The organism is Oceaniserpentilla sp. 4NH20-0058, assembly GCF_040371755.1.
In the GTDB taxonomy this organism is placed as follows: Bacteria; Pseudomonadota; Gammaproteobacteria; order Pseudomonadales; family Oceanobacteraceae; genus Bermanella.
This window is the reverse complement of record NZ_BAABWE010000006.1, coordinates 47196-60460: the sequence shown is the minus strand read 5'-3', so window position 1 is coordinate 60460 and position 13265 is coordinate 47196. Positions and strand designations below refer to the sequence as shown.

Annotated in this window: 13 protein-coding genes; 1 reads left to right on the top strand and 12 read right to left on the bottom strand. The window is 39.9% G+C overall.

The genetic code is table 11. From position 1 onward, the window contains the following. The 12 genes from rfbB to rplU form a co-directional block, all read right to left on the bottom strand. Positions 1-1086 carry a dTDP-glucose 4,6-dehydratase gene (gene rfbB, locus ABWV45_RS09350; protein WP_353350959.1) on the bottom strand — a complete coding sequence of 362 codons (1086 nt, stop codon included), beginning with the start codon at positions 1084-1086 and terminating at the stop codon, positions 1-3. A gap of 104 nt (positions 1087-1190) precedes the next feature. Continuing rightward, positions 1191-2108, bottom strand: coding sequence for a dTDP-4-dehydrorhamnose reductase (gene rfbD / locus ABWV45_RS09345; protein WP_353350957.1), 918 nt, complete (start codon positions 2106-2108; stop codon positions 1191-1193). A gap of 37 nt (positions 2109-2145) precedes the next feature. After that, entirely contained in the window at positions 2146-2691 is a 546-nt protein-coding gene (rfbC, locus tag ABWV45_RS09340) for a dTDP-4-dehydrorhamnose 3,5-epimerase (protein WP_353350955.1), read from the bottom strand. 10 nt (positions 2692-2701) lie between these two features. Continuing rightward, on the bottom strand, positions 2702-3670 hold the full coding sequence (gene rfbA, locus ABWV45_RS09335; RefSeq protein WP_353350953.1) for a glucose-1-phosphate thymidylyltransferase RfbA: 969 nt from the start codon (positions 3668-3670) through the stop codon (positions 2702-2704). A 172-nt stretch (positions 3671-3842) separates the two neighbouring features. Further along, entirely contained in the window at positions 3843-5477 is a 1635-nt protein-coding gene (locus tag ABWV45_RS09330; RefSeq protein WP_353350951.1) for a polysaccharide biosynthesis/export family protein, read from the bottom strand. Then, positions 5474-6673 carry a KpsE/RkpR family capsule polysaccharide export protein gene (locus ABWV45_RS09325; protein ID WP_353350949.1) on the bottom strand — a complete coding sequence of 400 codons (1200 nt, stop codon included), beginning with the start codon at positions 6671-6673 and terminating at the stop codon, positions 5474-5476. The genes ABWV45_RS09330 and ABWV45_RS09325 overlap by 4 nt, the downstream gene beginning before the upstream one ends. Further along, on the bottom strand, positions 6657-7328 hold the full coding sequence (locus tag ABWV45_RS09320; protein ID WP_353350947.1) for an ABC transporter ATP-binding protein: 672 nt from the start codon (positions 7326-7328) through the stop codon (positions 6657-6659). Before ABWV45_RS09320 ends, ABWV45_RS09325 begins: the two co-directional genes overlap by 17 nt. Then, positions 7325-8101: an ABC transporter permease gene (locus tag ABWV45_RS09315; protein ID WP_353350945.1), complete on the bottom strand. Its 777-nt coding sequence runs from the start codon at positions 8099-8101 to the stop codon at positions 7325-7327. The genes ABWV45_RS09320 and ABWV45_RS09315 overlap by 4 nt, the downstream gene beginning before the upstream one ends. Before the next feature lie 442 nt (positions 8102-8543). Continuing rightward, the gene (proB, locus tag ABWV45_RS09310; RefSeq protein WP_353350943.1) at positions 8544-9662 is read right to left on the bottom strand and encodes a glutamate 5-kinase; all 1119 of its coding nucleotides are present in this window, start codon (positions 9660-9662) and stop codon (positions 8544-8546) included. Positions 9663-9808: 146 nt separating this feature from the next. Next, positions 9809-11029 (bottom strand): Obg family GTPase CgtA, encoded by a 1221-nt coding sequence (cgtA, locus tag ABWV45_RS09305; protein WP_353350941.1) that lies wholly within the window; start codon positions 11027-11029, stop codon positions 9809-9811. 182 nt (positions 11030-11211) lie between these two features. Beyond that, positions 11212-11475: a 50S ribosomal protein L27 gene (gene rpmA / locus ABWV45_RS09300; RefSeq protein ID WP_353350939.1), complete on the bottom strand. Its 264-nt coding sequence runs from the start codon at positions 11473-11475 to the stop codon at positions 11212-11214. 107 nt (positions 11476-11582) lie between these two features. After that, complete coding sequence (rplU, locus tag ABWV45_RS09295; protein WP_353350937.1) at positions 11583-11894, bottom strand: 50S ribosomal protein L21; 312 nt, start codon at positions 11892-11894, stop codon at positions 11583-11585. A 334-nt stretch (positions 11895-12228) separates the two neighbouring features. Between rplU and ispB the strand changes: the two genes are divergently transcribed. Next, the gene (gene ispB / locus ABWV45_RS09290) at positions 12229-13197 is read left to right on the top strand and encodes an octaprenyl diphosphate synthase (protein ID WP_353350935.1); all 969 of its coding nucleotides are present in this window, start codon (positions 12229-12231) and stop codon (positions 13195-13197) included. The last annotated feature ends 68 nt before the right edge of the window (positions 13198-13265 follow it).

Sequence of the window (13265 nt, the reverse complement as noted above, 5' to 3'; positions counted from 1 at the left end):
TTATTTACTTCCTTTGGTTAAAGGCATCCACCAATCTTGCGAATTTAAGTACCATTCTATTGTTTTCCGTATACCCGTCTCAAAACTTTCTTGTGGCTTATAACCAAGCTCTTCATTTGATTTTGTCGGATTTATTGCATATCTTTGATCATGCCCAGCGCGATCAGTCACATAAGTGATTAACTCTTGTGATTTACCATCTATCGCTTTAGTGGCTTGCGGGTATTTTTTAGACAACTCAGGATTATTTGAAAATTGTTCATTCATTAATTCACAAATTAAATTCACAATATCTATATTCGCCCATTCGTTAATGCCACCAATATTATAACACTCACCTAACCGACCTTTTTGTAAAACTAAATCAATCCCTCGAGCATGATCCGTCACATATAGCCAATCACGAATTTGTTTGCCATTACCATAAATAGGCAAGGCTTTATCAAACAATATGTTAGTTAATACCAGTGGAATTAATTTTTCTGGGAAATGGTAAGAGCCATAATTGTTTGAGCAATTAGAGGTCGTCGTCTCCAAACCATAAGTATGATGATACGCTCGAACCAGATGGTCGCTTGCTGCTTTACTTGCACTATAAGGTGAACTCGGTGCATATTGCGTATTTTCTGTAAATGCTGGATCTTGAGGACCAAGATCTCCATAAACTTCATCTGTACTTACATGGTGAAAGCGGTGTTCTAGTGGTGATTCGCCTTTTGCTTTAGGTTCGTCTATCCATAATTTTTTAGCCGCCTTTAATAGACTATGAGTGCCTATTATATTGGTTTCAATAAAGGCATCTGGTCCTTCGATTGAGCGATCAACATGGCTCTCTGCTGCGAAATGAACAATAGTGTTAACTTTATATTTTTCTATAAGCCCTTCAACCAACTGCGTATCACATATATTACCATGGCAAAAAGTATAATTTTTATTATCCTTGATCGGACTTAAGCTTTCGATATTGCCAGCATATGTCAAAGCATCCAATACAATAACTTTATCTTGTGGATATGTTGCCAACCAATAGTGCACAAAGTTTGCACCAATGAAGCCTGCACCGCCAGTTACTAATAGTATTTTCATTTCTAATTGGTCGCCCTAAAGCGGCCTCCTACTTTTAAAAAAATTTTTAGGCGCTATCTTAGCGGCCTCTATGAATGATGTTGAAGTATGAATACAGCGCCAACTTAAGCGTCCGTTTTTTTCAATTCGATAAGCATTTCATTTAAGGCTGCTTGCCAATGCTTACCTTGTAAATTTAATATTTCATATGTGCTATCTGTATTCATTACACTATATGCAGGTCGCTTTGCAGGAGTGGGATAAGCCGCAGCTTTAATGGGCTTAATTTCAATTTGATTTTCTAATAAATTATTAGCTAACGCCAAATTTTGAATCGCTACTGCAAAATCATACCAGCTAGCCACACCCAAATCGCTGTAATGATAAATACCATTTACTTTATTTTGAGCAAATCCCCAACAAGCCACTGCCAAACCTTTCGCCCAGGTAGGGCTACCAATTTGATCACTCACGACCCCTAACTCTGGCCTTTCAGCCATCAGGCGTAACATAGTCTTAACAAAATTATTGCCGTGAGAACTATAAACCCAGGAAGTACGTATTATTACACTGTTTTCTGCATGGTGATCATTTATTGCCTTACAGCCTGCTAATTTACTAGCCCCATAAACACCTAATGGATTCGTTTTATCATTTGACTCGTAGGGAGTATTTTTTGTGGCATCAAATACAAAATCTGTAGAGACATGAATCAACCGAGCATTATTTTCTTTACACGCTAACGCTAGATACTCTGCCCCCTTTGCATTAACTGCGTAGGCTGCCTCTTCATTACTTTCTGCGTTATCTACTGCGGTATACGCAGCGGCATTAATTACAATATTTGGTTTTATTGTTTGCATTATCTCTTGCACTGCTTGCTCATCACTAATATCTAACTCTGAAGAAGCGTATGCATAAACCTCAGCACCTACTGGTACCGTTTGTTGTAATTCATAACCAAGTTGGCCATTTTTGCCTGTAATAAGAACTTTCATTTGGGCGCCTGTAGGCGACCTCCTAGCAATTAATTTATTATTCATCCAACACTTAAGATGACATTAGGACAATCATTTAAACCTAAAATGTATCTGCTTGACTAAGAAGTGTACCGTTCTTATCTTTATCAGATAGGAGTGGTTGCTCATCATTTACTAACGGCCAGTCGATAGAAATATCTGGATCATTCCACAATATTGATCGATCAAACTCAGGTGCATAATAATCAGTGCATTTATATACAAATTCAGCAGTATCACTCATAACATAAAAACCATGAGCAAAACCTTCAGGCACCCAAAGCTGCTTTTTATTTTCTGCAGATAAAACAACACCAACCCACTGACCAAATGTCTCACTGTTTTTTCTTAAATCAACCGCAACATCAAATACTTCACCTTGTACCACGCGAACAAGCTTGCCTTGAGTTTGCTGCATTTGGTAATGTAAACCGCGTAAAATTCCCTGTTTTGATTTAGAGTGATTATCTTGAACAAAAGACTTCCCACCCGTTAATTCATCCATGATAGACGCTCTAAAGGTCTCCATAAAAAAGCCACGATCATCACCAAAGACTTGTGGCTCAATAATTTTCACATCTCTAATTTTTGTATCTACAAGTTTCATAAAGTACTCGTTATATAGCTTCAATTGTGCGTGCTGCAAATTTCGCAGCTTCATAACGTTTGCGCATCTCTAAATCCTTACGCTCTTCAAGAATTGCAAGCAGATATTGACCATAGCCATTTTTCTTCATTGGTTGGGCCAGCAATTCAAGCTCATCTGCTGTTATATAACCCAAACGAAATGCAATTTCTTCTGGGCAGCATACTTTTAGACCCTGACGACGCTCAATTGTGGCAATGAAGTTACTGGCGTCCAATAGACTATCGTGCGTACCAGTATCTAGCCATGCCGTACCTCGACTAAGCAGTTGCACATTCAAACTTTCATCTTCTAAATAAAAGTTATTAATATCAGTTATTTCCAATTCACCACGTGGGCTTGGTTTTACATTTTTAGCCACTTCTACGACGCGACTATCATAAAAATATAGACCCGGTACCGCATAGTTTGACTTAGGCTTATCTGGTTTTTCTTCTAAGGATATAGCCTTGCCTAGATGATCAAACTCCACTACACCATAAGCAGTTGGGTTCATAACATGATAACCAAATATAGTAGCCCCACCCTGATCGTGTGCTGCAGCAGCTAACATATCTTTGGACATATTATGACCAAAAAATAAGTTATCACCTAGTATTAGACAAGCAGGGGAACCACTCAAAAACTCCTCTGCAATTATAAAGGCTTGAGCTAGACCATCGGGGCTAGCCTGAATGGCATATTCAATAGAAATTCCCCAATCACTACCATCACCAAGTAATGCTTTAAATGCTTCATTATCTTGTGGGGTCGTAATAATCAATATTTCACGCATGCCCGCTAGCATTAACGTGCTTAATGGGTAATAAATCATCGGCTTGTCATAGACAGGCATCAATTGTTTACTAACTGCTTTCGTCAGTGGATATAGGCGAGTGCCCGAACCGCCAGCAAGAATAATCCCCTTTCTTTGCACTGGAATGCTTTCCATCTTTGTCATGATTTCTCCTTGCTAGTCTTTCTACTGCAATTATAATTTTGTGAACTGCTAAACAGTTTTATTTTGAGTATTTGGCAGAATTAATCTGCCAAACTGAATCTATTCTTCTTAAATTTTAAACACACCAATGCCACAGAGCCTTATATAAAGGCTCTCTTTAAGTAATTGTCTGTTACAAAGTTAAAACAACAGCTGCGGAAACCGCAACCTGATAAATCACTTGCATGATGTCTTTTGTTATTTGCAAAGATTTCACATCAGGCTTAGCTAACACAAAAATTTCATCGCCTGGATATATTTCATCTTCATCTTTCAGATCATCATTCATATTTTTGAATGTTCCATTTGGACTCATTACCAATATATTCATATCATCAACATCGGCAGTACTTCCTCCCGCATGATCAATAAAATCCTGAACACTCAATTTTTTATTGTAAGCTATAGCCGTTGGGAATAAGACTTCACCGTGAACCATGATTAAATTGCGTTTGCTCGGTATCACAACCTTATCACCCTGCTGTAAAATAATCTTAGATGCATCATATCCGTCGGCCAGTAGAACCTGCCCCTTTGGCTGTACCTGCTTTGCTTTTTCAATCCATTGAATAATTATTTCAGCTTCAGCTTTTCTTAACTGCGCTCCTTCATTAGTTGCTGAACGAGCAGTCAAAACACTTTGCTCCAAGGCCCCTAGTGATGCCATCAACATATCTTTTTGTCGTATAGCTACTGATTTTCGAAATAACTGCACGGCCGTATCATTTGATAATCGGGTATATACAACCTGAGTTAAAAGGTCCTTTAAACTTGCCCCCCAAGGGAGGACCATTTCATAAGCTGAATCGTGCTCACCTGTCACTTCAACACTGATACTACTTGCTCTTAATTGTGAAGATACTTTTACTAAAGCACCGGCCTTAACTTTAATGCCTTTAATTTCTGATAATGGGTATTGTTTTGCATCAACATTTTTTTTGCCATTACCCTGCTTATCAATCACAGACTCAACGATTGTGACATGAGTAGCCTGCTCATTTGGCACCATTGCAGTAAGAACATGGGACAAGTCAACAGTATTTGCATTGATTTCATATTTACCACTAAAACCAACATCTCCTTCAATTGAAATCTCACCTTTTTTGGGAGCAATAAAGATCACATCGCCATCTTGCAACTGTATGGCAGGAAGCTCTCCTTTTTCTATGAAATTGTATAGGTCGAGCTTATGAATTAATTTATTATTTCGCTTTAATGAAATATCTCGAAGACTTCCAATATCACGACGAATACCGCCTGCTTGATCTATAAACTTCAATAAACTATCAGCACTTTGTCCTTCATATAAACCCGGCTTTTCCACCATACCAGATAAAAATACCTTAACTTTCTGACTTGAAAGTAATGTTACATATGCCTCTACGTTAGATTTATAAACACGCTTGACCGCTTTCAAAACAACATGATTTAAATCCTTATTACTTACCCCTTGCACCTTAATCGGGCCTACTTTGGGTATAAATATATTACCTTGTGGGTCAACTTTAGCTTCATTCTGATAATCAATTCCTCCCCACAATTGAAGCAAAAGAGTATCCCCTTGGGATATGCGATAAGCCGGATTAACACCTGAAAAAGTTGACTGTGAGAAACCACCTTCAAATAGCCACTCACCAAAAAGTTTATCCACTTGACTGTCTAATATGGTTTGTTGTTCTTTGGTATCCATAGTTTGCTCTACGGCCAAACCAAAGACGTGCACACTGGATAACATCATCAGCGTTATTATTGCTATGTACTTCATCATTCTCTATGTTCCTTAACAATGGCTAAAATAAGCTTCGCCACCAAATACATTAATACCAAGCATACAAACCAAGTAACTATGCTATAGATACGACGCGGGTAAGTATCTTCTTCAGCTAGCGCTGGGTACTCAACAACCAACAAGTGTTTTAATTTACGATAAGCCTCAGATCTTACCACTTCTAAGCTAGCTAGAGACGTTTTATACAAGTCTGATGCCAATTCCGCGTTAAGCTTTATTTCTTGAAAGTTTACATTGATTTTATTAAGTGATTGTTGATCTTCGTTAGTTAAACGGTTTTTCTCTTCAACAAGCTGTCTTTCCAATGAATCTATACGTATCATTTTAGCTTTTACTTCTGGAGCCTCTTCTCGCATAAACGCTAACAATGACTTCAATTCAGTTTGCTGACGAATTATTTCAGATTCAATCTCATTGATTACAACAACCAAAGCACCACCTTGCTGCTCAGGGTTGTATAATTTGAATTTATCTTGAAAACTGATCAGCTCTGTCTGATTTTTTTTCAATTCCGTATAAGATCTCTCTACGTCTTTTTGTGCATAGCGAACTTGCTCTTGTGCCATTTTGGCGCCTAGATTATTGATAAATTTTTCACTAATTGACAATAGAGTTTGTGCAACTTGCAATGAATATTGAGGGTCAAATGTTTGAACTTCCACATACAAAACATCTGACAACTCATCATGTACAATACTTATATGCTTCTGGTAATACTTAACATACTCTTCAACTGTACTCTCGGCATTCAATCTACTTAAATAATCAAAATCTGTTCTTTCATAATGAGATTTCAATGAAACCGCTTCATTTAATGCAACAGCCATTTCTCTTGACTCTATAAACGCCTTAATTACTAAAGCATCTCGCATTGTCCCAGATACGGATCCAATTGCCGCCAATCCTGATAGCATTGACTCTGATGCGTTTGCCTGCTTAACAATAAACTGGGTTTCACTCACATATCGAGGGCTTGCAACACCCCAGTAATAAGCCACAACCAAAATAGAGGCCACTAAAACAAACAAAAAAGAACCCATTTTTGCCCATGCTAAATACGCTGTTTTATGCGCTTTTGCATAGGCTTTACTATCCAAAACAAACTTCTTTGGATCCTTTTTCAATTTACTCATTTTGCGGCTAACCGCACTCACATCTTTAACTGATTGTTGCATATGTACTCTTGTATTTATCTATCGCATCATCAATAGACTCAAAATAAATAACCTGATTATTCGTCAAGAAAATCGCTGACTCACAAAACACTTTCAATTGCTGGAAATTATGATTCACCATCATAATTTTAGTATTTGTATACTTTTCTTTTAAGATCTTCTCACTTTTTTGCTTAAATGCCATGTCACCTACAGCTGTCAACTCGTCAATCAATAAAACATCAAAGTCAAAATCAAATGCCATGGTTATTCCAAACGCCACTCTCGCTTTCATACCATTAGAATAACTTTTTGCTGACTCATCAAAATAGCGACCTATTTCAGCGAACTCTTCTACCTTTTGCTCAACAAGCTTTGTGTCTTTAATCCCATGAATACGGGCAACAAATCTAGTATTTTCACGTCCAGTCATACTTCCATGCAACCCACCTTGAAGCCCGAGAGGCCAAGATAAGCTTAAGTTACTCTCAATAACTCCTTTAGATGGTAAGTCAGCCCCTCCTATCATCCTAATTAGGGTCGATTTACCTGCGCCATTTGGACCAATAACAGCTACACTTTTGTCCATGGGTATGGATAAGTTAACATCTTTAAATACATAACTACGCCCACTCTTAGTTGGGTAGTATTTACTTAAATTCTTAAGATGTATCATGTGGTTAAAAACCGTTGTTTATTAACTGAAAACATCATTAAACCCAGTGCATTAATGACAAACGAAACAATAATTACATATGTTGGGTCTGCAACTGGCGAGGTATACGTAACAAACATGGCCTCACGCATCATTTCGATCAAATGAAATACAGGATTCCACGTAACCACATACCAATATTGTGCAGGTATCATAGTTGCTGCAAAAAACACCCCAGAAACAAAAATAAGTGGACGCATCATCATCTGCAGTACTTTCTCAAAGTCTTCCCAAATAGAAGTGATAGTACACAAAACCAAACCAAGACCTACAGAAAGATAAACGAGCAACAAGCTGGCATATAACAAACCCAAAAGGTCTTGCGGCATCACGTCATAACCAAACCAAGCAAGAATGACCATAAGGATAAGAAACACTAAAATAAATGTAACTACTTCAATTATTAGTCGAGCACAAAAAGGATCCAATGGACCCACCTGCCGATATGAAAGAAGAGCTTTATTAGCATCAACTGAGTCCGCTAACTGGGTTATTAACTTAGTAAAGAATTTAAAGGGAACTAAACCAACCATCATAAACACAACAACAGGCACGCCTGATAAACTACTTCTACCAATGATACTGAACAATATTGCAAGTACTGCGGCCTGAGCCGCTGGCTCCGCTAGCGCCCAAAAGTAGCCCAGCTTCGAAGAGCCAAATCGAGTATTGATTTCGCGCATGATCAATGCATGAACAGTGTCTCTCATAATTTTTAGAGATGAGCGCGCCACGATACTCCCCTGATTGTTTTTCATACAAAAACAATAAATGCTTGTTATAAGAGCCTATGATCAAAAAACATACAATCATGCAGATTCAGTAAGATGAGACATAAGTAAAATGAAGGGCCATTATAGTTTCAAAAGATTACACTTCAAATTAAAATCGAACAAAATAACAACAGAATTAGAATAATAATTAATATCCCTATAACAATGTAAGTCATCGCCTACAGGGCTGTACAAAAAAACACTTATATTTAATTTTTCTGCCCCTTAACAATCCGAAACCAATGGCCTCGCACCTTATTTGTGCACTAATCGATTAATTACTCTTTTTAAATAAAAGAACAAAAATCAATTTTAAAGCACTTATCTGAACCACTTAGTCAAAAAAAAACATAAAAAAACAGCCTAAGCTGCTTTTTTTTGTTATTTGAATAGAATGGCCGATTCAAACTAATACTAAATTATCCCGATGCACCAATTCAGGGGCGTCCATATAACCAAGAATATTGGTAATCTCCTTACTGTCTTTTTTCAAAATCTTTTGTGCCTCTTGAGACGTGTAATTAATAAGACCTTTTGCGACAGTCTCACCTTTTTGATTTACCAAGGCTACTACCTCTCCACGACCAAAGCTTCCGTTTACGGCAACGACACCCACCGGTAACAAGCTCTTTCCACCTTGAGTTAATGCATTAATAGCCCCGTCATCAATGATTACTTCGCCACGTGTTTGTAAATGCCCTGCAATCCACTGCTTACGTGCAGCCATAGGCGCTTGATCGCTAATCAATAAAGTGCCAAGTATTTCACCATCAAACAAACGAGTTAATACATTTTCGATACGCCCACCAACAATAACTGAGCAAGCACCGCTTCGTGCAGCTAATCGTCCTGCACGTACTTTGGTTATCATTCCTCCGCGACCAAGCGCTCCGCCATCACCAGCCATAGTTTGAATCACTGGGTCTTCAGCACGAGCACTTTCGATTAGCTTGGCATTTTTGTCTTGCCTTGGGTCAGCAGTAAATAATCCATCTTGGTCTGTTAAAATGACTAATGCGTCCGCTTCCACTAGGTTTGCAACCAATGCCCCTAATGTATCGTTATCCCCAAAGCGTATTTCATCGGTTATAACGGTATCGTTTTCATTAATAATAGGGACAACACCAAGATCCAATAATGTGCGAAGTGTGGAACGTGCATTCAAATAGCGCGCGCGATTACTTAAATCAGCATGAGTGAGCAACACTTGGGCTGTTAAATATTCGTGACGTGAAAAATTGGCTTCATAGCACTGAACAAGCCCCATTTGACCAACGGCGGCAGCTGCTTGTAACTCATGTAAAGCATTTGGACGCTTTCCCCAACCTAAACGAGTCATGCCTTCTGCCACTGAACCAGACGAAACCAGTATTACTTCTAAGCCTTGTTGTTTCAACGCGGCAATTTGATCCACCCAATTTGCGATACCATGCTTATCTAAACCTGCACCGTCATTAGTTAATAATGCGCTACCGATCTTAATGACGATTCTCTTAGCATTGGTTAGGGCTTGTCTGGACATGTGATTAGTTTGTTCTGTTTTGGAATTAATTAATCTTAATAGATTACGAATAAGCGATGAATCGATTTATTGCCTGCTGATGCTTCTCTAGAGCAATGAAAGTGCGAGAACTTTCATTCGCCGCACTTACGTAGTTTTTTTAGTATTTATTCATATGTATAAATAAACTCAGGCCCTTCGCCGTCATCGTCATCTTCATCATCTACTTCTTTAGCTGCTAACTTAGCCGCTTTACGCGCTGCACGATGTTCATTACGACGCTCGGAAAGCTCTTCCATCCTGCTTCGAGCTTCATCTTCAACAAGCTTACGGTGCGCCTCTTCTTGTTCAATTAGTTCAGGGTTTTCTATAGTGGCTTCTGCACGAGTATCTAAGAAACTCATGATATCAAAACAAATTTGCTGGGTACCTTCTTTGCTTATTGCGCTTATTTGATAAACAGGACCTTTCCAATCTAGCGCCTCGATAACATCTTGGCAGCGCTGCTGGCGTTCATCTTCTGGAACCAAGTCTAGTTTATTCAGTAATAACCAGCGCTCACGGTTAACAAGCTCTGGTGAAAACTTTTCTAATTCATTAACAATTACTTTGGCATTTTCAGCCGGGGTAGAACCATCATAAGGATTCATATCTACAAGGTGCAATAAAATACGAGTACGCACTAAGTGTTTTAAAAAACGAATACCAAGGCCTGCACCCTCAGAGGCACCTTCGATCAACCCAGGGATATCCGCGACAACAAAGCTTTTATGCTTGGCCACACTAACCACACCTAAGTTAGGCACCATTGTGGTAAATGGGTAATCGGCTACTTTTGGTTTAGCCGCTGAAACGGCGCGGATAAAGGTAGACTTACCAGCATTAGGCAAACCTAATAAGCCTACGTCTGCCAGTACTTTCATCTCAAGTTTTAAGTTACGGCTTTCACCTGGCGTGCCTTTCGTAGTTTGACGAGGGGCACGATTCACTGAGCTTTTAAAATGAATATTCCCTAACCCACGCTGACCACCTTCCGCAACTTTTAGCGTGGCGCCCTCTTCGGTTAAGTCACCTAGAATCTCCAATGTGTCTTCATCAATAACCGTGGTTCCAATCGGAACTTTAAGGTAGGTGTCTTCACCTTGCTTACCGCTCATTTCACGGCCCATGCCGCCCTCGCCATTTTCTGCTTTATAGCGGCGAACGTAGCGGTAATCTACCAAGGTATTTACCGCCTCTTCGGCAATTAAAAAAACACTGCCACCATGACCACCGTCTCCGCCGTCAGGGCCGCCTTTAGGGATATATTTTTCACGACGAAAGCTTAAGCAACCATTGCCGCCATTACCTGCTTCAACACTGATAGACGCTTCATCAACGAATTTCATTTTATTCCCCTGGGCAACCCATACTTCTAATTTTAGCCCACTTATTTCTCATACTGGATGATCACTGACTTGGGCTTTGCCAGTAAATTGCCGTAACGCAATTAAAAAAAGCCCTGCGCCTAAGCAACAGAGCTTTTTGACTGGCAGCAAGCGTACTTGCAAACCAGCTAATAAAGGCCGTATTAGTTAGCTTCTGTAAGAATGCTTACTTGCTTACGGAAAATGCGACCTTTTTTCTCAAATTTTACGAAACCATCTGCTTTCGCAAAAAGAGTATGATCTTTACCAAGACCTACGTTGTCACCTGCGTGTACTTTAGTACCGCGCTGACGAACGATGATAGAACCAGCTTTAACAAACTGTCCACCAAAGGCTTTAACACCTAAACGTTTACTCTGGGAATCACGACCGTTACGGGTAGAACCACCGGCTTTCTTGTGAGCCATGCCTTTTCTCCTTCACTGATATATCACCGTCACCAACAATATATCGAGCTTTTAATTAGTGTTTGCTTTGACTCTATCAGAGTAAAAGCCGTTCAATTCTTTGAAAATTAAGCAGAAATGCCAGTAATTTTCAGTTCAGTGAACCACTGACGGTGGCCCATTTGCTTCATAGAGTGCTTACGACGACGGAACTTGATGATTTTCACTTTTTTGTGACGACCATGAGCTACAATTTCTGCAGTCACTTTAGCACCATCAACAACTGGCTGACCGATTTTAACGTCGTCGCCGTTGCCAACTAATAAAACTTTATCAAGTTGAATTGACTCACCAGTAGCGGTTTCAATTTTTTCAACTTTAAGGGTTTGACCCTCTTCAACACGGTATTGCTTACCGCCAGTTACGATAACTGCGTACATGTTTCTCTCCAAAGAGCTAAAATGGCCTAAGCCATGATAAAAACACTTGTTTTTGGGTTGCTACTTGGTTGCCAGTTGCTTTGGCGCCTACTTCTATGAACCTCATATGAGAAGCTCTATGGTAGGGAGCGGACCATGTGCAGTTTATGCACAACAAGTCGGCCGCGGATTATATAGCAAAGCGAAAAAATAAGCAAAGACAAAGCTAGACCCTTCCGATTTCCCTAAGCATCATGGTAATAGCCATAATTTGCGCCTATTTTAACCCACTTTCCTTGCCTATGAGAGCCACTCTCATTAGGATAGCCACCTCCTTGAGGAAAGTGATTATTCGATGCTAGTTAAAGACATATATCAGGTTGTAGAGCAGGATTTTCAGCAAGTAAACCAGCTGATTATGGAGCAACTTAACAGCAATGTGCCCTTAGTTGAAAAAATCGGCCAGCATATCATCGAAAGCGGTGGTAAGCGCATGCGCCCATTGCTGGTATTACTTGCCAGTAAGTCACTTGCTTACGACGACAACCAGCATGCATTACTCGCTGCCATTATCGAGTTTCTCCACACTGCCACCCTATTGCATGATGATGTGGTTGATACTTCTGACCTGCGCCGCGGCAAAGCCACGGCCAACGCAAAATGGGGCAATGCACCTAGCGTATTAGTAGGTGACTTTCTATACAGCCGCTCTTTCGAGATGATGGTGCAATTGGGCGACATGAAAATCATGGATATTCTATCAAAGTCTACCCGTGTCATCGCCGAGGGTGAGGTTATGCAGCTGATGAACGTGAAAAACCCCAATGTCAGCGAAGACCAGTATATGCAGGTGATTCAAGCAAAAACAGCCCAACTCTTTGAAGCCAGCTCACATACTGGGGCGGTTTTAGCATCAGCCACACCAGAGCAAGAAGAGGCTTTACGTCTATATGGTCATCACACAGGCATGGCTTTCCAATTAGTGGACGACATTCTGGATTACATAGGCAATGCCGATGAATTAGGTAAAAATGTAGGCGATGACCTAGCTGAAGGTAAACCAACACTACCACTTATTTACACAATGACGAACGGCACCCAAGAGCAAGCACAGCTTATTCGCCAAGCTATTCGCAAAGGTGGCACCGAAAATTTAAGCCAAATTATAGAAATCGTGCAAAACTGTGGCGCGATTGACTACACCAATCAAAAAGCTCGAGAACATGTGAATGCTGCTCAAGCAGCCATTACCTGCCTAGCAGACTCCCCAGCAAAACAAGCGCTAAGCGCATTAGCTGAAATGGCCCTTTCGCGTAACAGTTAACAAACTCAAGCTTTAGCAGCCATTGTCACTGGGCAATGGCACTATTTTGTATCATCATGGTCTGTATA

Coding starts and splice junctions, on each gene's coding strand:
- rfbB (WP_353350959.1), bottom strand. CDS start 1,086: ATGAAAATACTATTAGTAACTGGCGGTGCAGGCTTCATTGGTGCAAAC.
- rfbD (WP_353350957.1), bottom strand. CDS start 2,108: ATGAATAATAAATTAATTGCTAGGAGGTCGCCTACAGGCGCCCAAATG.
- rfbC (WP_353350955.1), bottom strand. CDS start 2,691: ATGAAACTTGTAGATACAAAAATTAGAGATGTGAAAATTATTGAGCCA.
- rfbA (WP_353350953.1), bottom strand. CDS start 3,670: ATGACAAAGATGGAAAGCATTCCAGTGCAAAGAAAGGGGATTATTCTT.
- ABWV45_RS09330 (WP_353350951.1), bottom strand. CDS start 5,477: ATGATGAAGTACATAGCAATAATAACGCTGATGATGTTATCCAGTGTG.
- ABWV45_RS09325 (WP_353350949.1), bottom strand. CDS start 6,673: ATGCAACAATCAGTTAAAGATGTGAGTGCGGTTAGCCGCAAAATGAGT.
- ABWV45_RS09320 (WP_353350947.1), bottom strand. CDS start 7,328: ATGATACATCTTAAGAATTTAAGTAAATACTACCCAACTAAGAGTGGG.
- proB (WP_353350943.1), bottom strand. CDS start 9,662: ATGTCCAGACAAGCCCTAACCAATGCTAAGAGAATCGTCATTAAGATC.
- cgtA (WP_353350941.1), bottom strand. CDS start 11,029: ATGAAATTCGTTGATGAAGCGTCTATCAGTGTTGAAGCAGGTAATGGC.
- rpmA (WP_353350939.1), bottom strand. CDS start 11,475: ATGGCTCACAAGAAAGCCGGTGGTTCTACCCGTAACGGTCGTGATTCC.
- rplU (WP_353350937.1), bottom strand. CDS start 11,894: ATGTACGCAGTTATCGTAACTGGCGGTAAGCAATACCGTGTTGAAGAG.
- ispB (WP_353350935.1), top strand. CDS start 12,229: ATGCTAGTTAAAGACATATATCAGGTTGTAGAGCAGGATTTTCAGCAA.